The 18,484-nt window shown below is 72.5% G+C and carries 14 protein-coding genes; 7 read left to right on the plus strand and 7 right to left on the minus strand.

What is annotated here, in order from left to right; translation table 11 throughout:
• Entirely contained in the window at window positions 1-936 is a 936-nt protein-coding gene (locus ACFFIC_RS24905; protein ID WP_377055456.1) for a 2-hydroxyacid dehydrogenase, read from the minus strand.
• 4 nt (window positions 937-940) lie between these two features.
• Window positions 941-2,047, minus strand: coding sequence for an extracellular solute-binding protein (locus ACFFIC_RS24910; RefSeq protein WP_377055458.1), 1,107 nt, complete (start codon window positions 2,045-2,047; stop codon window positions 941-943).
• Between the two features lie 106 nt (window positions 2,048-2,153).
• On the opposite strand from ACFFIC_RS24910, the gene ACFFIC_RS24915 reads away from it, so the two are divergent.
• Window positions 2,154-3,473, plus strand: coding sequence for an NAD(P)/FAD-dependent oxidoreductase (locus ACFFIC_RS24915; protein ID WP_377055460.1), 1,320 nt, complete (start codon window positions 2,154-2,156; stop codon window positions 3,471-3,473).
• 48 nt (window positions 3,474-3,521) lie between these two features.
• Here ACFFIC_RS24915 and ACFFIC_RS24920 read toward each other — a convergent pair whose 3' ends face one another.
• Window positions 3,522-4,430: a LysR substrate-binding domain-containing protein gene (locus tag ACFFIC_RS24920; protein WP_377055462.1), complete on the minus strand. Its 909-nt coding sequence runs from the start codon at window positions 4,428-4,430 to the stop codon at window positions 3,522-3,524.
• A gap of 258 nt (window positions 4,431-4,688) precedes the next feature.
• Here ACFFIC_RS24920 and ACFFIC_RS24925 point away from each other — a divergent pair, with 258 nt between their 5' ends.
• The 3 genes from ACFFIC_RS24925 (at window position 4,689) to ACFFIC_RS24935 (ending at window position 7,640) form a co-directional block, all read left to right on the plus strand.
• Window positions 4,689-5,240 carry a peroxiredoxin gene (locus ACFFIC_RS24925; protein WP_377055464.1) on the plus strand — a complete coding sequence of 184 codons (552 nt, stop codon included), beginning with the start codon at window positions 4,689-4,691 and terminating at the stop codon, window positions 5,238-5,240.
• 212 nt (window positions 5,241-5,452) lie between these two features.
• The gene (locus tag ACFFIC_RS24930) at window positions 5,453-5,989 is read left to right on the plus strand and encodes a carboxymuconolactone decarboxylase family protein (protein ID WP_377055466.1); all 537 of its coding nucleotides are present in this window, start codon (window positions 5,453-5,455) and stop codon (window positions 5,987-5,989) included.
• Between the two features lie 67 nt (window positions 5,990-6,056).
• A complete protein-coding gene (locus ACFFIC_RS24935; RefSeq protein WP_377055468.1) occupies window positions 6,057-7,640 on the plus strand; it encodes an EAL domain-containing protein in 1,584 nt (527 codons plus the stop codon).
• On the opposite strand, the gene ACFFIC_RS24940 is transcribed toward ACFFIC_RS24935, so the two are convergent.
• The 4 genes from ACFFIC_RS24940 to ACFFIC_RS24955 all read right to left on the minus strand — a co-directional run bounded on the left by ACFFIC_RS24940 (window position 7,637) and on the right by ACFFIC_RS24955 (window position 13,742).
• Window positions 7,637-8,917 (minus strand): TRAP transporter large permease, encoded by a 1,281-nt coding sequence (locus ACFFIC_RS24940; RefSeq protein ID WP_377055470.1) that lies wholly within the window; start codon window positions 8,915-8,917, stop codon window positions 7,637-7,639. The two genes, ACFFIC_RS24935 and ACFFIC_RS24940, sit on opposite strands and share 4 nt — an antisense overlap.
• A 3-nt stretch (window positions 8,918-8,920) precedes the next feature.
• Window positions 8,921-9,454, minus strand: coding sequence for a TRAP transporter small permease (locus ACFFIC_RS24945; RefSeq protein WP_377055472.1), 534 nt, complete (start codon window positions 9,452-9,454; stop codon window positions 8,921-8,923).
• A 2-nt stretch (window positions 9,455-9,456) separates the two neighbouring features.
• A complete protein-coding gene (dctP, locus tag ACFFIC_RS24950) occupies window positions 9,457-10,458 on the minus strand; it encodes a TRAP transporter substrate-binding protein DctP (RefSeq protein ID WP_377055474.1) in 1,002 nt (333 codons plus the stop codon).
• Window positions 10,459-10,523: 65 nt separating this feature from the next.
• Window positions 10,524-13,742: a YhdP family protein gene (locus ACFFIC_RS24955; RefSeq protein ID WP_377055476.1), complete on the minus strand. Its 3,219-nt coding sequence runs from the start codon at window positions 13,740-13,742 to the stop codon at window positions 10,524-10,526.
• Between the two features lie 17 nt (window positions 13,743-13,759).
• Between ACFFIC_RS24955 and ACFFIC_RS24960 the strand changes: the two genes are divergently transcribed.
• The 3 genes from ACFFIC_RS24960 (at window position 13,760) to ACFFIC_RS24970 (ending at window position 18,466) form a co-directional block, all read left to right on the plus strand.
• Window positions 13,760-16,750, plus strand: coding sequence for a bifunctional [glutamine synthetase] adenylyltransferase/[glutamine synthetase]-adenylyl-L-tyrosine phosphorylase (locus ACFFIC_RS24960; protein WP_377055478.1), 2,991 nt, complete (start codon window positions 13,760-13,762; stop codon window positions 16,748-16,750).
• Complete coding sequence (locus ACFFIC_RS24965; protein ID WP_377055480.1) at window positions 16,747-17,199, plus strand: peroxiredoxin; 453 nt, start codon at window positions 16,747-16,749, stop codon at window positions 17,197-17,199. Before ACFFIC_RS24960 ends, ACFFIC_RS24965 begins: the two co-directional genes overlap by 4 nt.
• A gap of 64 nt (window positions 17,200-17,263) precedes the next feature.
• Window positions 17,264-18,466, plus strand: a complete 1,203-nt coding sequence (locus ACFFIC_RS24970) for an MFS transporter (protein ID WP_377055482.1) — start codon at window positions 17,264-17,266, stop codon at window positions 18,464-18,466.
• The last annotated feature ends 18 nt before the right edge of the window (window positions 18,467-18,484 follow it).

Here is an 18,484-nt window from a genome sequence, read left to right on the forward strand (position 1 = left end):
TCAGTAACCCCGCACGGGATCATAAAGGTTGGGCAGCGGCCTGCCCGCCTCGAACCCCGCGATCGCCTCCGCCACGTAGCGCGCCCGCTCCCGCCGCCGCGCCACGCTCGCCACATGCGGCGTGACCGTCACCTTCGGATGGGACCAGAGCGGGCTTTCGGCCGGAAGCGGCTCGGGGTCGAAGACGTCCAGCACCGCGCCGGACAACTGCCCGGAATCCAGCGCCGCCACAAGGTCGGGCACCACCGCATGCGCGCCCCGCGCCACGTTCACGAAGCCCGCACCCGGCCGCAGCTTCGCCAGCAAAGCCCCATTCACGATCCCCGCCGTCTCGGGCGTCGACGGCAGCAGGCAGACCAGCACGTCCACCCGCGCGAGGAAGGCGTCCAGCTCACCCGCCCCCGCGAAGCTCTCCGCGCCCTCCACCGCCTTCCGGCTCCGCGACCACCCGGCCACGCGATATCCCAGCCCCCGCAGCATCGGCACGGCGGCCGCGCCCAGCGCGCCCAGGCCCATGATGCCGACACACAGGTCCCGCGCCGTGTCCTCGCCCACCTTGTAGTCCCAACGCCGCTCCGCCTGCGCCCGCGCGAAATCGCGCCCGTTGCGCAGCAGCGTCAGGCAGGCCCAGGCGATGTACTCGCCCATGCGCTGCCCCGGTTCCTCGCCGCCCATCCGCACCAGCGGCACGTGCCTGGGCCAGGTCGGGTCCGTCGTGATGTGGTCCACGCCCGCGCCCAGCGAGAAGATCGCGCGCAGGTTCGGCAATCCCGCCAGCCAGCCCGGCGTCGGCGCCCAGGTCAGCACATAGGCCGCCTCCTCCGGCCGCACGTCCGGCGCATCATAGGGCTTCACCACCAGCGAGGGGCGCAGCTCGCCCAGCACCTCGCACCACGCCTGGCGCGTCCGCGCGCCTTCCACCTTGACCAGAAGCATTGCGTCAGCCCGTGATGATGTCGACCACGTCGGCGTTCAGCTCGGTGTAGTTATCGCCCCACCAATTGCCGTCCAGCACGACCTGCTGGCGCGCGTTTTCCGGGTCGGTCGGGTTGAACCGCTTGAACTCCGCCGGCACCAGCGCCGCCGCGCGCGGGTTGGTCGGCCCGTTGCCCATGAATTTCAGAAGCTCCACCTGCGGCTCCGGGTTGGCCAGCATGCTCGCCAGCAGACGCTGCGTCGCGGCGCCGCCGGGCGCCCCGCGCGGGATCACGAAAATGCCCGCCTGCAGCAGCCCCTGGTTCCAGGTGAACTTGATCCGCCCGTTGGTCTCCTGCTCCAGCACCTTCGCCCGCGTGTGCCAGATCTGCCCCATCACCGCCTCGCCCGTGCGGAGGAACTGCTCGCTCTCGGCGCCGTTGGTCCAGAACACCGCGTTGCGCCGGATGTCGCGCAGCTTCGCGAGGCACGCCCGCCCGTCCAGCGGATAAAGCTTCGCGAGGTCGCGCCCCAGCGCCATCTGCGCCGCGTCCATCACCGCCAGCGCATCCCGCCGCAGCAGCCGCGTGCCCGGGAACTTCCGCTGGTCCCAAAAATCCGCCCAGCTCTGCGGCGGTCCGTTCGGGAACTTGCTGCTGTCATAGGCGAGCACGGAGGAGAAGGAATAGGGCGCCGCCCCGTATTCCAGCGTGAAGGCCTCGGAGATCGCATCGCTCTTCTTGACCACGTCGTAGTCGATCCGGGCGATCAGGTTCTGCTTGCTGAGAACACGCGAGGCCGAGGCGGAACTGTCGCAGAGGTCCCAGGTGACGGAGCCGCTGTCCACCATGCTCTTGATGCGCCCTGCCGATGGGCCAGTGCTGTTCTGCACAACCTTGAAGCCGGGATTCGCGGCCTCGAAGGGCGCGCCGTAGTTGCGCGCGAAGCCCTCGTTCGCAACCCCGCCCCAGTTGACGATCACCAGCTCCCGCGATCCCTGCGCCTGCGCGCCTTCGGCCACCGCCGCGCCCATCGCGGCCAGGGCCTTGAGCGCAGCGCGCCGCTCCAGGCCGCCGCGCGACAGCGCGCGCCGTGCGAGGTCCAGGCAATCCTCGTGAAAGCTCTGCGCCATCGCTGTTCCCCTTTCCTCGCCCTTGCCGAAAACGTCGCGCAGGGCGACCCTGCCTGTCCGTGAGAACGATGCCAGCAAGTTTGATACCAGGACGGTTCGCGAAGCAATGAGCCACCCCCTCTTCGCCCAGGACTTCAAGACCACGCCCTGGTGGTGGGAAGCCGCGGAACCCGCGCCACGCCCCGCGGAGCTGCCCGACCATGCCGCCGTCGCCATCGTCGGCGGCGGCTATGCCGGGCTGTCCGCCGCCCTCACCCTCGCCCGCCTCGGCCATCGCCCGGTGGTGCTGGACGCCGAGCGCATCGGCTGGGGCGCCTCCTCCCGCAACGGCGGCATGGTCTCGGGCGGCCTCAAGCTCGCCTCGGGCGACCTCGCGAAAACCCTCGGCCCCGAGCGCGCGGCCGCTGTCGCGCGCGACAGCGCCGCCTCCTTCCCCTTTCTGGAAGAATTGATCGCGCGCGAGCACATCGACTGCGACTACACCCGCTGCGGCCGCTTCGCCGCCGCCTGGACCCCCGCGCACTATCAGGCGCAGGCGGCGAAGGCCGCCTTCATTGCCGAGGCCACCGGACTGCCCACCGCCATGCTCCCGCGCGCGCGCCAGCGCGAAGCTCTGGGCAGCGACCACTACCATGGCGGCATGCTGGCCGCGGCCACCGGCAGCCTGCATCCCGGCAAGTACGCGCGCGGCCTCGCCGCAGCGGCGAAGGGCGCCGGCGCCACGCTCGTGGACCAGACGCGCGTGGAGGGCGTCGCCCGCAGCGGCGAAGGCTTCGCCATCCGCACCGCGCGCGGCACGCTCCGCGCCGACTCCGTCCTGGTCACCACGAACGGCTACTCGATCGACGGCGAAGGCCGCAGCGCCATGCCCTGGCTCGCCCGCCGCGTGATCCCCGTCGGCTCCTACATCATCGCCACCGAGGAACTGCCGAAGGACACCATCGACCGCCTCTTCCCGGGCCGCCGCATGATCAGCGACACAAAGCGCGTGCTGAACTACTTCCGGCCCTCGCCGGACGGCACCCGCATCCTCTGGGGCGGCCGGGCCTCCTTCGGCCCCACCTCCCCCGAACAGGCCGCGCCCGTGCTGCATGGATTCATGACGGCCGTCTTTCCCGAACTGGCGAAAACCCGGATCACGCATTCCTGGACCGGCAACGTCGCCTTCACCTTCGACTTCCTGCCCCATCTCGGCACACAGGACGGCATCCACTACGCCGCCGGCTGCCAGGGCTCGGGGGTCGCCATGGCCAGCTTCCTCGGCCACCGGGCGGGGCTGCGCATCGCGGGCGCGGAGAACGAGCCCTTCGCCCTGGCCGACCTGCCCTTCCCGACCGCCCCCAGCTATCGCGGCAGGCCCTGGTTCCTGCCCCTCGTCGGCGGCTGGTACCGCCTGCGGGACCGCATGGACCGCATGGCCGCCTGAACCGCGCGCCCGAAGCCAACCCAAGGTCGGCCCGAAGTCGGCCCGGCCTCAGGCCGGCGCCGCCCCGATCGCCTCCCGCACCGCCTCGGCCAGGCCCCGGAACTCGGCGGCCCGGGGCGAGCGGCTCCGCCAGGCCAGGCCGAGCGTGCGGGAGGCAGGCTCATCCAACGGCCGCACCGCCAGCGCCGTGCCGGCCAGCACGCCCCCCTCCACCGCCAGGCGCGGCAGCAGCGTGACCCCGAGGCCACCGGCCACCATCTGCACCAGGGTGTGCAGGGATGTGGCCGAAAACCCCTCCGTCTCGCGCGCGGCGGAAAGCCGGCAGGCGTCCAGCGCGTGCTCGCGCAGGCAGTGCCCATCCTCCAGAAGCAGCAGCCGCTCCGCGGCCAGGGCCGACATCGGGACCGTGCTTTCCCCCGCAAGCCGGTGCCCCTCCGGCATGGCCGCCAGGAAGGCGTCCTCCGCCACGGCCAGCGTCTCCGCCCCGTGCAGTGCTGCGGGCAGGGCCAGGAGCAGCAGGTCCAGCCGGCCGGCTTCCAGGTCCTCGGCCAGGCGTGCCGTCACGTCCTCGCGGAGCCAGAGCCGCAGCCGTGGATGGGCGGCGCGCAAGGCCGGCATCAGCCGGGGCAGGAGGAACGGACCGATCGTGGGGATCACCCCCAGGCGAAGCGGCCCGCTCAGCGGCGCCCGGCCCGAATCCGCCGTCTCCACCACCGCCTCCAGCGCCCGGAGCGCGGCGCGCCCCCGGTCCACCACCGACAGCCCGATGGCCGTGAACACCGGCCGCTTCAACGGCCCGCGCTCCAGCAGCGCCACACCCAGTTGCCGCTCCAGCGCGATGATCCCGGCCGAGAGCGTGGATTGCGTCACCGCGCAGGCGGCCGCCGCCCGGCTGAAATGCCCGTGATCCGCCAGGGCGACGAGGTAGCGGAGCTGCTGCGGACTGGGGAGGTGCATCGAACTTTTCGATCGGAACGTCAGGAATCATTCAATAACACGGGGGAGCCTCAGCCGCCCAGAATGTCCCGTCGATGAAGCATGCTGTTGCCCGGACAGGTGGTACGGGCCGAATTTCCATCGAAGAATTCGATGGTTTTAATCCAAATGTCCCATTTGCCATCCGCATGCTGCATCGCGATATAGGAGGCGCGGAAGGGGAATCGCGGCAGCGTGGCTCCCCTTCCCCTCCATCCCCGTCCCATCAAAGGATCCGGCATGCTCACCGTTGGCGATCGCTTCCCCTCCTTCAAGCTGACCGCAGTCGAGGGCGGCCCGAAGGGCCTGGACCTGGACACCGCCTTCACCACCGTCACCGAGGCCGATCAGGCCGGCAAGTGGAAGCTCGTCTTCTTCTGGCCCAAGGACTTCACCTTCGTCTGCCCGACCGAGATCGTGGCCTTCGGCAAGCTGTTCCGCGAGTTCGAGGACCGTGACACCGTGATCTACGGCGTCTCGACCGACAGCGAGTTCGTGCACATGAACTGGCGCCTGCACCACGCCGACCTGAAGGACCTGCCCTTCGCCATGCTCGCCGACATCAAGCGCGAGCTGTCCACGGGCTGCGGCATCCTCGACAAGAACGAGGGCGTGGCACTGCGCGCGACCTTCCTCGTCGATCCCGAGGGCATCATCCGCTACGTCGGCGTGAACGACCTCTCCGTCGGCCGCAACCCGCAGGAGGTGCTGCGCATCCTCGACGCGCTGCAGACCGACGAGCTGTGCCCCTGCAACTGGCAGAAGGGCGAGGACGTCCTCAAGGCCGCCTGAGCCACCCGCCTGCCTTCCTGGGCCGCGCCCCTCCCGGCGTGACCCGGGCACCGGGGCCGCCCTCCCCCCGGGGATGGCCCCGATCGCCCTCCCGCGTGGCCCTTCCCTCCGGAAGCACGGCCCGCGGGAGCGGTGCGCCGGAGCGGCGCTCCCCGCCGGCCCCGCACACCGCTTCCCCATGATCGCTCCCCCATTCACACACGGAGACGACGATGTCCCTTGACGCCCTGCGCGACCGGCTGCCCGACTATGCCCGCGACCTTCGCCTGAACCTCGGCAGCCTGGCCACCGAGCCGGTGCTGTCCGAGCAGCAGCGCGCCGGCTGCTTCGTGGTCAGCGCCCTCGCCTCCCGCAACGCCGAGGTGTCCAGCGCCATCGTCGCCGAGTTCGGCCCCAAGCTCTCGCCCGAGGCGCTGAACGCCGCCAAGGCCGCCGCCGCCGTCATGGGCATGAACAACATCTACTACCGCTTCACGCACATGGTGCACGGCGACTACGGCAAGATGCCCGCCAAGCTCCGCATGAACGTCATGGCGAAGCCCGGTGTGGAGAAGGTGGATTTCGAGCTCTGGTCCCTCGCGGTGTCCGCCGTGAACGGCTGCGGCATGTGCATGGAAAGCCACGAGCGCGTGGTTCGGGAGCACGGCGTGACGGCCGAGCAGGTGCAGGCCGCGGTGCGCATCGCCGCCGTGGTGCACGCCGTCGCCTCCGTGCTCGACGGCGAGGACGCACTGGCCCAGGCGGCCTGAGCGGGCCGGGCCGGGCCGATCAGCCCGGCTTAATTCTTCCGCAAGGCGGGCAGGGCAACCTGCCCGCATGCAGGCCTCCGGCATCGCGTCGCGATCTTCCTCTCCCCCGCGCACGCCGGGCGCGGACCAGCGCGACCGCTTCCTCACCTTCGCCTTCGCCGCCGCCGACCTCCTGGTGGAAACCGGGCCCCATGCCACGATCACCTTCGCCGCCGGCGCCTTTCGCCATCACCTGGGCGAGGCGCCGGAAGCCTTCGTCGGCCGCCCGCTGGACGATCTGATCGCGGCCGAGGAGCGCGGAGCGCTGGCCATGGCCATGCAGTTGCTGGCGGCCCGTGGCCGCCTGCCGCCGACCGCCATCCGCCTGAACGACGCGAGGCGCACGCCCTTCTCCCTTGCCGGCCTCGCCCCCTCTGGTCCGCAGGGGCAGTTCTGCCTCACCTTCGGCCCCCTGCCCGCCCCGCCCCGTGCCCCCACCGTGGCCGAAGGCGCCGCATTCGGGCGCGCCGCCGCCGGCCTGATGCAGGGCCCGGGCGGAAGCGCCGTTCTCGCCTTGATCGACCTGCCCGACGAAATCCGCCGCGCGATCGCCCGCCGCCCGGAGTTGCAGGGGGAGCTGGACGCCGCTCTGCTGGAAGGCTCCGGCGGCGGCCTCACGGGCCGCCTTTCTCCCGGCCGGTACGGCCTGGTCAGCAGCCGCCAGCCTCCGGACCTGCCCGGCCTCGCCGCGCGCATGGAAGCCGTTCTTCTTTCCCACGGCCTCCCGGGGGAGGTATCGACCCGCAACCTCCCCCTCGATCCCGAATCCCTGACCCCGGCCCAGGCCACCCGCGCCCTCCGCCATGCCCTGTCCAACTTCGCCACCGGGGGCACCGCCGCCCTCGCCACCGGCGGCCTCACCGAAGCCCTGCGCGACATCGCCGCTCAGGCCGGCACCATCCGGCGGGCCATCGGGGAACGCCGCTTCGATCTTCTCTACCAGCCCATCGTGGACCTGCGGGACCGCCGCACCCACCACTACGAGGCCCTGCTCCGCCCGGGCGGCCAGCAGGTCGACACCTTCATCCGCTGCGCCGAAGCCGTGGGCCTGACCGAGGAGCTGGACCTCGCCGTCGCCGACACGGTGCTGGATGCGCTGCGCTTCACGCCCGGCGTTCACGTCGCCCTCAACATTTCCGGCCTTTCCATGCAGAGCCCCCGCTTCCGCCAGGCGCTGCAGAACCGGCTGGACGCCAACCGCGCCCTGCTGCCCCGGCTGATGGCGGAACTGACCGAATCCGTGGAGATCGAGAACGAGGAGGAGGCCCGCGCCACGCTGGACATGCTCCGCGCGCGCGGCGTCTCCCTCTGCATCGACGACTTCGGCGCCGGCGCCGCGGCCTTCCGCTACCTCCGCAACTTCGCCGTGAACTGGGTGAAGGTGGACGGCGCCTATGTCCAGAACGCCGTGCGCAGCGAGCGCGACCGCTCCTTCGTCGCCTCCATGGTGGACCTCAGCCTCGCCGTCGGCGCCCGGGTGATCGCCGAGCAGGTCGAAACCGAGGAACACGCCGCCGTTATGGCCTCGCTCGGCGTCGAACTGGCCCAGGGCTACCTCTTCGCCCGGCCCGGCCGCCTTCCCGGCGCGCCCCCGCCGCGCCGCCTGGCCTAGCCCCCGTAGCCCGCCTGCCGCGGCAGCCACAGCGCGATTCCGGGAAAGGCGATCAGCAGCGCGGTCCCCGCCGCCAGCATCAGCATGTAGGGGATGATCGACCGATTCACCTCCGCCAGCGGCGCCCCGGTGATCGCCTTGATCACCACGAGGTTCATCGCGACCGGCGGGGAGATCAGCGCCATCTCCAGGGAAAGCGTCAGCAGCACCCCGTACCAGACCTTGTCGATCCCCAGCGCACCCAGCGAGGGCAGGATCGCCGGCATGGTCAGCAGGATGATGGAGAAGCTCTCCAGCACGAGCCCCAGCACGAACAACAGCACCATCATCGCCACAAGGAACCCGGTGCGCGACAGCCCCATATCCGTCACCAGGGCGGCGAGCTCCTGGGGGATGTGCAGCTTGGTCAGCATGTAGCCGTACACCGCGGCGCCCGCGATGATCATCAGCAGCATCGCGCTGGTCCGCGTCGCGTCCTGCACCCCGTCCCACAGGTCCCGCCAGGTCAGCGTGCGGTAGATGATCGCCGCGATCGCGATGGCATAGAGCGTCCCCGCCCCCGCCGCCTCCGTTGCCGTGAACACCCCCATGTAGATGCCGCCCAGCACGAACACCGGCAGCGTCATCGACCAGCCGGCCCGCCGCAGCGAGGTCCCGACGCGCTCGGGCGGCGGGTCGTCCGCCGGCGCCACGGCCTTGCCCTCGGTCACGAACACATACAGGGCGAAAACCAGCGCCATCATCAGCCCCGGCACCAGGCCCGCGAGGAACAGCGCCCCCACGCTGGTTTCCGTCACGAAGGCGTAGAGCACCATCGGTGCCGAGGGCGGGATCAGGATACCCAGTGTCCCACCCCCCGCCACCACCCCGAAGGCGCCGCGCCGCGACATGCCGTAGCGCAGCATCTGCGGGATCGCGATCTTGCCGATCGTCAGCGCCGTCGCGACGGAGGATCCGCAGATCGCCGCGAACACCGTGCAGGCCAGCACCGTCGCGATGCCCACGCCGCCACGGACCCGGCGCAGCATGGCGAAGGCCGCGCCGTAGAGGTCGTCCACCACCCGCCCGCGCACCATCACATGCGCCATCATCATGAACAGCGGGATGGCCACCAGCAGGTAGCCGTTGAGGTTGCCGATGACGATCTCGCCCAGCGCGGGAATGCCGCCCTCGACCCAGAGCAGCACCGCCAGCGGCAGCAGGAACAGCGCCGCGAACATCGGCAGGCCGAGGTAGAGCAGGCCGATCAGCACGGCCATCAGGATCAGGAAGGACATGCGCTATTCCCCGCGCGCCAGCGTGTCGCGCGGCAACTCCTCGTCACCCGTCGGCAGGTGTTCGGGCGACCCGCCGGCCAGCAGCACGAAGCACTGCGCCAGCGAGACCAGCAGCAGCACCGCCGCGCCCGCCGGCAGCAGCAGTTGCACCCACCACTCCGGGATCTCCGCCACATCGGTCACCAGGCCGACCATGCGGGAGAAGGCCACCGTCTCCCATCCCGCCCAGAGCAGGATCGCGGCCACCAGCGCGACGGACGCGGCGCCCACCACATGCGCCGCCCGGGCCAGCCGCGGCCCCATGCGCCCGACGGCCACATCCACCCCGATATGCTCGAAGCGCCGCTGCGCCTCGGGCGCGGCCAGCAGCACCAGCGCCAGCACGAGCCATCCCGCCACCTTGTCGATCCAGGGCAGCGGCGTGTGGAAAACATAGCGCGCCACCACCGAGGCCCCGACCAGCAGCAGGCAGACCACCGTGGAGAGCGAGGCCAGCCAGCAGGACAGGCGGGATACCAGGGAAACGGCGCGCAGCACGATCAAACCGCCCGCAGCAGGTCCAGCAGCCGCGGTCCGTTCTCGGGCGATTGCCGCAGAAAGGCGTCCATCACCGGCTTCTGCATCGCGTCCCGCCAGCGCGCGGCCTGCTCGGGCGTCTGCACTGTGATCTCCATCCCCTTGGCGCGAAGCTCGCCCACCGCAGCCTCGGCGGTGCGCACGGTCACGTCCACCGCCTCCTCCTCCGCCCGCGCCAGCGCCGCCTCGATCACCGCGCGCGCCTCCGGCCGCAGCCCGTCCCACCAGCGCGGATTGACGTAGACCTGGGTGGACACGCTGAAGAAGGGCGAGACCGTCCCGTATTTCTGCACCTCGTAGAAGCGGCGCGACACGGCGGCGGACACATCCGTCAGCCCCGCATCCAGCACGCCCGACTGCAGCGCCCCCACCACCTCCGGGGCCGGCGTCGCGGCCGGGGCCGCGCCCACGGCGGAGAGCGACTGGTCGATCAGCGTGTTGATGCCGCGGATCTTCACGCCGCGAAAATCCTCGGGATTGATCAGGGCCTTGCGGCCCGAGGTGAAGATCGCCGAGTTGGTGGTGAACAGCCAGGCCACCGAGCGCACCGCCCGCCGCGCCGTGATCCCGTCCAGGAAGCGCCGCGCCTCGGATTTGGGGAAGCGCCGGTTCTGCTCGACCTCCGTGAAGAAGAAGGGAATGGTCTGGGCCGACATCTCCGGGATGGTGTTGCCCCAGGTGAAGTTGGTGGCCACGGCCGCCTCGAAGGCCCCGCGCGCGACGCCCGGGAAGTTCTCCGCCACCCGCGCCAGCTGCTCGGCGGGGAACACCTGCACGTCCACCGCGCCGTTGCTCCTGGCCTTCACCTCGGCCGCGAAGCCCGCCAGCACGCCCGCGATGTGGTGGGAGGGCGGATACTGGTGCGACAGCCGCATCACCGTGGCCCCCTGCGCGGAAGCTCTCCGCACGAAAGGCAGCGGCAGGGCGCCCGCCAGGGGCAGGGCGAGGAGATGGCGTCGTTGCATGGTCGTCCTCCGGGGCAGCTTGCCCGGGGGTTTGCGTCCCCAACCCCCTCCGGTCAAGCGCGGGGTCAACGCCCCGCCGGGCTCGGCCCCGTGAACAGTCCGCGAAGCGCCCCCGGCGCCAGGATGGACAGAGGGTCGAGCTGAAAGTCCGGATCGTCCAGCTTGCCCAGCATCCGGAAGTTCGCGGCGAAGACGCCCCCGCCCCGCTCGGAGGTGAAGAGCTGCCCGATCCCGGGAATGCGGCCCAGCGCGCTGTTGACGGCATAGGAGGGCACGATGGTCCCGCGCAGGTCGAAGCGCTCCGCCTGCCGCAGGATCCGCCCCTCCACCGTGATGCCCAGCGAGGCCGAGACCGCCCGCGCCTCGCGCAGCACCAGGGCCTCTGGCGTCAGGGTGAAGGGCGCGTTGGCCAGGGTGAAGCGCAGCCCCGGCCCGCGCGCCGCCTCGGGGATGCCGTAGATCGAGAGCGCCTGCAGCAGCTTGCCGATCGAGGCCGCCTCCCGCACCCCGAAGTCCCGCAGCTCCGCAACGCCGGTGAGCGGCGAGCCCGGCGCGTTGCCCGGCCATTCGCCGGACATGTGCAAGCGCCCCTCGTCCAGCGCGTCGAAAAGGCCGAGGTCGCGGAGCAGGTTGCCCAGGCCATCCACCCGCGCCTCCATGGCCCGCCCGGCGCCGCGCGGCACCACCACCGCCTCGAACCCTCCGCCGCGCACCCCGCGCCCGCTCGCGCGCAGGTCGCGCAGCACACCGCGCCCGTCGATGAACAGCGTTGCCAGGACCGGCGCCAGTTCCCGGCCCTCGGCCAGCAGCACGCGGTCGAAGCTGGCATCCAGCCGCAGCGCGGTCGGCTCCCCCCCGCCGCCGGCGCCGCGCCGCTCGCGCTCGCGCAGCAGCCCGCGCGCATCCAGCACCGCCCCGCGCAGCCGGATGTCCCATGGCTCCCCGGGCGAGGACGGAGAGGCGAAACGCCCCGAGAAGCGGCTGGCTCCCACCCGCGCCTCCAGCACATCCGCCCCATAGGCGTCGCTGTTGCGCACGAAGGCCACGCCGCCCCGGACATCAAGGTTCGGCCCCTCCACCCGCACCCCTTCCAGCGCCACCAGATCGTCGCCGCGGAAGCGCAGCACCCCCTCGGCCCGCGCGGGCACCCCGGCCTGCTTGTTATAGCCGAGTGGCGCGAGGGACAGCCGCGTGTCCCGCAGCTCCGCCCGCACGGAGACCTCCGCCTCGCGGGAGCGATGCCGCTCCACCTGCGCCACGTAGTTCAGCGGCCCGGTGGCATAGGGCGCCGCGTCCACACCCAGGCGCCTGAGGTCTGCCGCCTCCGTCCGCCCCTCCACCCGCACCCGCTCCGTCACCTGGGAAGGCGGGCCATCGCGGAAGTCGAGCTGCGCCTCCAGCCGGCCGGGAATGGGGCCCAGCCGCGCCGTGCCCGCCAGCTTCATCCCCGCCAGGTCCACCGAAACATCCAGGTCCGCCCGCTCCACCGGCAGGCCGCGGATGAAGTCGGCGATGCGCCCGTTGGTCAGCCGCCCCTGGGCGGCAACCTGCACCTCATCCGTCCGCAGGTCCTTCTTCAGCGGCGTCGAGACCCGCAGCCGCGCGTCCACGCTGCCCCCGGCCGCCCCCAGCTCCAGCGGCCGCTTGTCGAACAGGTGCAGCCGGGGGTTGCGCACCACCGCCAGCACATCGGCCAGCGGCCCCACCACCCGCCCCTCGATCTCCGCCTTCTCCGCATCGACATCGAGGTCAAACAGCCGCACCCGCGCCTCGGGCACCGAGAGCCCCGTGCCCGCCTGCCGGTTCGCCCGCGCCTGCACCACCACCTCGGCGAGGGAGAAGGTGATCAGCCCGTCCGCCCCCTCCAGCGGAGGGATCGGGCGGAGCCAGTGCACCGTCGCCCCCTCCGCCCGCAGCGTGCCCGAGACATCCGTCACGCGCGGGCGGGAAAAGTCGGTCGCAACCTCCCCCTTGAGCACCCAGCGCCCGTCCCGCCCGGTGCCCGCCGTCAGGTTCTCCACCAGCCAGGACCGCACGTTCTCCGCCACCCCGGGCGGCCAGTAGCGGTCGAGGTCCACCACGGCCAGCGCATCCACCCCCAGCTCAAGCTCCCCCCTCCAGAGGTCCCCGTCGCGGTCGGCCCGCGCGCTGGCCGTGATCCGGGTCGGCCGCGCTCCCGGGCGCGGCGGCGCCGGCAAGGTCAGGTCCAGCCGCTCCATGCGAAGCCGCCGCCCGTCCCCGGTCAGCACCAGCCGCGCCGCATTGACGGGAATGCGCCGGCCGGGCGCGACCACGTGGCCGGACTCCGTCCGGACCTCCACCCGTCCGAGGAACTCGCCGCTGCTGAAGTCGTAGCGCCCGCTGAACCGGGCCCCGAGATCGGCCTCCAGCGCCGCCAGCGGCCGGAGCGACGGCAGGGCGGTCGCCAGCGCCGGCGGGCTCACCGCATCGATCTCCAGGATCGCCTCCGCCACCAGCGGCTCCCCCTCCGCCCGCCCGATGATCCGGACGGGGATCTCCTGCCCCGCCAGCAGCAACGCGCCGGATCCGGACATCCCGATCGCCGCGTCCGCGCCACTGCCCCGCGTGATGGAAAGGTTCACGTCGTCGAGCGACCAGCCGAACCGCAGCGGGTCGTCGCGCACCTGCACCAGCCCGCTCTCCACCCGCAGCTCGCGAAGCGAGGCCAGCGGCGAATCGCCGGGCGGGGCCCGCAGCGCCCGGGCCAGCGCCTGGGTGCCCGCCTCCAGGCTCTGCGCCTCGCCCGAAGGCGCTCCCTCCGTGGGCACCGCCGCCTCGGGCGGCACGCCCAGGTCCAGCGAAAGCTCCCCCTGCTCGTCGCGGCGCAGCATCACGGCGGGGTCGCGCAGCACGACCCGCTCCGGAGCCACCACGCCGCGCAGCAGCGGCGGCACGGCCAGCGTGACCTCCGCGGCCTCGAGGGAAGCCCGCGTGGCCCCCTGCGCATCCACCACGCGCAGCGTGTCCAGCCGAAGGCGGAGCGGCGCCGCCACGCCTCCCTGCCAGCCGCCCCAGGCCACCCAGGCCTGCCCGAAGGTGATCCGCACCCCCGGCGCCAGCCCGGTCAGCCGCGCCGCAATGGCATCGTTCACCGGCGGGATGGGCGGAATGGCGATCGGACCCTGCGCAAGCCGCCAGCCCAGCGCCGCCAGACCCACCCCGGCGAGGATCGCCGCCAGCATGGCCAGCCGGAGAAGAAAGGAAACGGCCTGCAAGGCCAGCGCCCCGAAGCGCTTCCCCACTTGACCGAGGTGGCGCCTCACGCGTTGCCTGCAGGCGCATGTCCGCCACTGAAGCCACCCGCCGCCACCCGCCGACACCCTTCGACCCTGCCGCCGCCGCGCGGCTGGCCGAGGACTTCGCCGCGCGTGGGTCCGCCGAGGCCGCCTATGCCGCCACGGCGCCGGGGGCCGCGCTGCTGGCGGCACTGGGCGGCCACAGCCCCTTCCTCGCGGACCTCGCCCTGCGGGAAGCCACGACGCTGCTGCGCATGGCCGAGCGCGGCGCCGAGTCCGCGCTCGCCGCCGCGCTGGACCCGCTCGGCCGCGCCGATCCCGGCGCCAGCTTCGCCCAGCTCGGCGCCGCGCTTCGTCAGTCGAAACGGCAGGCAGCCCTCATCATCGCCGCCGCGGACCTCACGGGGGAATGGAGCCTCGATCAGGTCACCGGCGCCCTCTCCACCCTGGCCGAAACATCCATCGACCTCGCCTGCGCGCACCTCCTGCGGGAGGCCGCCGGGCGCGGCGAGATCACCCTGCCCCATGGCGCCAAGCGCGACCCGCGCGCCGCGAGCCGGGGCTCGGGCCTGGTCGTGCTGGCCATGGGCAAGCTGGGCGGGCGCGAGCTGAACTATTCCTCCGACGTCGATCTGATGGTCCTCTTCGATCCAGCCGCGGCGACCGATCCCGACGGGGCCCAGGCGACCTATGTGCGCCTGGCCCGCGACCTCGTGCGGCTGCTGGAGGAACGCACGGCCGAGGGCTATGTATTCCGGACTGATCTGCGCCTCCGTCCGGACCCTGCCGCGACACCGCTCGCCGTCTCGATACAGGCGGCCATCGCCTATTACGAGAGCTTCGGCCAGAACTGGGAGCGGGCGGCCATGCTCAAGGCCCGTCCCGTGGCCGGCGACCGCGCGCTCGGCGACCAGCTCCTGGCGGAGATCCGTCCCTTCGTCTGGCGCCGCCACCTCGACTTCGCGATGATCGCCGACATCCACTCCATCAAGCGCCAGATCCACGCGGTGCACGGAACCAAGCGCGGCGCGGGGTCCGAGATCGCGGTGGCCGGCCACGACGTGAAGCTCGGCCGCGGCGGCATCCGCGAGATCGAGTTCACCGCCCAGGTCGCCCAGCTCATCTGGGGCGGCCGCGACCCCACGCTGCGCGACCCCACCACCCTCGGCGCCCTCGTCGCCCTCGCCGCCGCCGGCCGCATGGACCGGCGCGCGGCGGCGGAGCTGGCCGACGCCTATGTGTTCCTTCGCGATGTCGAGCACCGGCTCCAGATGGTGGCCGACCGCCAGACCCACAGGCTGCCCGAGGACGAGGACGGCCTGGCCCGCATCGCCTCCTTCATGGGCTTCGACGACACCGGCTCCTTCGCTTCCGTCCTCACCGGCCATCTCCGCCGCGTCGCCGGCCAGTATTCCCGCCAGTTCGAATCGGAGCCCTCCCTCAGCCTGCCCGCCGGGGAGGGCTTCGAGGGCGGCAACCTCGTCTTCACCGGCCCCGAGAACGACCCGGCGACCCTCGAAACCCTGGCCACCATGGATTACGCCAACCCCGGCGGCATCTCCGCCATGGTGCGCGCCTGGCACCACGGCCACCGCCGCGGCACCCGGAGCGCCCGCGCGCGCGAGCTGCTGACCGCGCTGATGCCAGCCCTCCTCGCGGCCTTCGCCCGCCAGCCCGAGCCCGACGCGGCGCTTGCCCGCTTCGACGCCCTTCTGGAGCGCCTCCCCGCCGGCGTGCAGGTGCTGAGCCTCCTGCACCGCAACCCCGCCCTGCTGGACCGCGTGGCCGGCGTGCTCGGCGCCGCTCCGGCGCTCGCCGACCACCTGGCCCGCGACGCCTCCGCCCTGGAGGGCCTGCTCGCGGGCGGCGCCGGGCAGGCCGCGGCCGCCATCCCCGCCCTGGTCGGCGCCGCCCGCCACTACGAGGAATCCCTCGAATCCGTCCGCCGCATGGTCACCGAAGGCCGCTTCGAGGTGGATGTCGCCGCATTGGAGGGCACGCTGGACGTGGACGCCGCCGGCATCGCCCGCAGCGAATTGGCCGATGCCGCCATCGCCTGCCTGCTGCCCCAGGTCGCCAAGGACTTCGCCACCCGCCACGGCAAGGTCGCGGGCGGCGCCATGGCGGTGGTCGGCATGGGCAAGCTCGGGGGCCGGGAGATGCTGCCGGGCTCCGACCTCGACCTCGTCCTCATCTACGACCACGCCGAGGACGCGGCCGAGAGCGACGGCCCCAAGCCGCTGGCCGTTTCCACCTACTTCGCCCGCCTCGCCGCCCAGTTCGTCGCGGCCCTGACCGCCCCGGGCGCCGAGGGCAAGCCCTACGAGGTGGACATGCGCCTCCGCCCCTCCGGCAACAAAGGCCCCGTGGCCGCCAGCATCGCCGCCTTCGAACGCTACCACGGCCCCCGCGAGGCCGGCGGCCCGGGAACCGGAGGGGCCTGGACCTGGGAACGCATGGCGCTGACCCGCGCCCGGCCCGTGGCCGGCCCCCCCGCGCTGCGCCGCCGGATCGCCGAGTGCTGCCGCGAAGCCCTTGTGGCCCATTCCGGCCCCCAGGCCATCGCGGATGCCCTGGCCATGCGCGCCCGCATGCTGCGCGACCTGCCGCCCGACGGCCCCTGGGACGTGAAGGCCATCCCCGGCGGCCTGGTGGAAGTGGAGTTCATCGCGCAGGCCCTGCAATGCGCCCATGCCGCCGCGCACCCGAAGATCCTGGCCCCCACCACGCGCGACGCCCTGGCGAACCTCGCCCGCGCCGGGCTGCTGGAGGCGGAGGAGGCCGCGGCCCTCATCGCGGCGGAGCGCTTCTGGCGCACCCTGCAATCCCTGCTGCGCCTCACCGTCGGCCGGGTGCGGACCGAACACCTGCCCCCCGCCTCCACCCAGGCCCTTCTTCGCGGCATCGCCCCCGCCTGCCGGGAGCCGCCCGTTGACCTGCCCGCCCTCCGCGGGCAAATGCGCGAGGTCGCGTCCGGCGTGCGTTCGAGCTTCGAGCGCCACCTCGGCGCGCTGCCGCTGAAGGGGGCCGCATGATCGAGGTCGGGGACAAGGCACCGGAATTTGACATGCCGGCCGCGGGCGGCGGGCGCGCCAGCGCCGCCCTGCTCCGCGGCCGCCGCTACGCCCTGTATTTCTACCCCAAGGCCGATACCTCCGGCTGCACCGTCCAGGCCCAGGGCGTGCAGGAGAACCTGGCCGCGCTCGGAAAGGCGGGGATCACCGTGATCGGCGTCTCGCCCGACCCCGTGAAGAAGCTGGACGCCTTCGCGAGGAAGTTCGGCCTCACCTTCACCCTGGCGTCGGACGCCGACCAGTCCCTCGCCGCCGCCTATGACGCCTGGGTCGAGAAATCCATGTATGGCCGCAAGTACATGGGCATGGAGCGCAGCACGTTCCTGGTTTCGGCCGAGGGCACGGTGGAGGCCATCTGGCGCAAGGTGAAGCCCGCGGAGCACGCCGCCCTGCTGCTCGCAGCCGCCTGAGGCGGTTGGACCGCCACCGCCGGCCGGATTAGGCTGAGCCACGAAACGCGGGAGCGGGAACATCGTGCAAGGCCGGTCACTCGCGCTCGTTCTCGCCCTTTCGGTCGGCTGCGCGGCGCTTGCCATGGGGCTGCGCCAGTCCTTCGGCCTGTTCCTCGCGCCCATGACCACCGCGCTCGGCTGGTCCACCAGCGGCTTCGCCTTCGCCATCGCCTGCCAGGTGCTCATCAACGGCTTCAGCCAGCCCCTCGTCGGCCAGCTCGCGGACCGCTTCGGCGGGCGCGTGGTGGTGATGGGCGGCGCGCTGCTCTACGCCCTCGGCATCGCCGGCATGGCCCTCGCGCCCGGCCTCGGGGTCTTCACCCTCTTCGCGGGCCTCGTCATGGGCGTCGCCGTCTCGGCGGCGGGAATGCCCGTGATCGTCGCCTCCCTCACCCGCCAGCTTCCCGATTCCATGCGCGGCCGCGCGGCGGCGCTGGGCACGGCGGGCTCCTCTCTCGGGCAGTTCCTGGTGGTGCCCATGTCGGGCGCGGCGCTCGCGGGCTTCGGCTGGCAGGCCGCGCTGCTGGCCATGGCCGGCGCCGCGCTGCTGATGGTGCCCCTTGCCCTGCCTCTGGCCGGCCGTCCCGCGCCGAAGCCCGCCAGCGCGGTCCCGGAGGAATCCGCGCGCCAGGCCCTGTCCCGCGCCTTCCGCTCCCGCATGTTCTGGTGCCTCTTCTTCGGCTTCTTCGTCTGCGGCCTGCACGTCTCCTTTATCGCGATCCACATGCCGGGCTTCGTGGCCACCTGCCATCTTCCCGTGCAGGTCGGCGCCTGGTCCATTTCCCTGATCGGCCTGTTCAACGTGGTGGGCTCACTCGGCTCGGGGGAACTCACGCAGCGCTGGAAGCGGCGGGAACTGCTGGTCGCGATCTACGCGCTGCGCGCCCTGCTGATCGCCGTGTTCTTCGTGGTGGAGAAGTCCACCGCCTCCATCCTGGTCTTCTCCGCCCTGATGGGCGTGCTCTGGCTTTCCACCGTGCCGCCCACCGTCGCCCTCTGCGCCCGCCTCTTCGGCACGCGCTGGCTGGCCACCATCTTCGGGCTGGTCTTCCTGGGCCACCAGGTCGGCGGCTTCCTCGGCGCCTGGCTGCCCGGCCTCATCTTCGACCGCACCGGCAGCTACGACGCCATGTGGCTGATCTCGGTCGCGGGCGGCGTGTTCGCCGCCCTGATCCACCTGCCGCTCCGCGAACCGGCTCCCCTGGCCGCGCCCGCCGCGGCCTGATCCATCGCGGCGGGGTGG

The sequence above is a fragment of the Muricoccus vinaceus genome (assembly GCF_042433125.1).
In the GTDB taxonomy this organism is placed as follows: Bacteria; Pseudomonadota; Alphaproteobacteria; order Acetobacterales; family Acetobacteraceae; genus Roseomonas; species Roseomonas vinacea.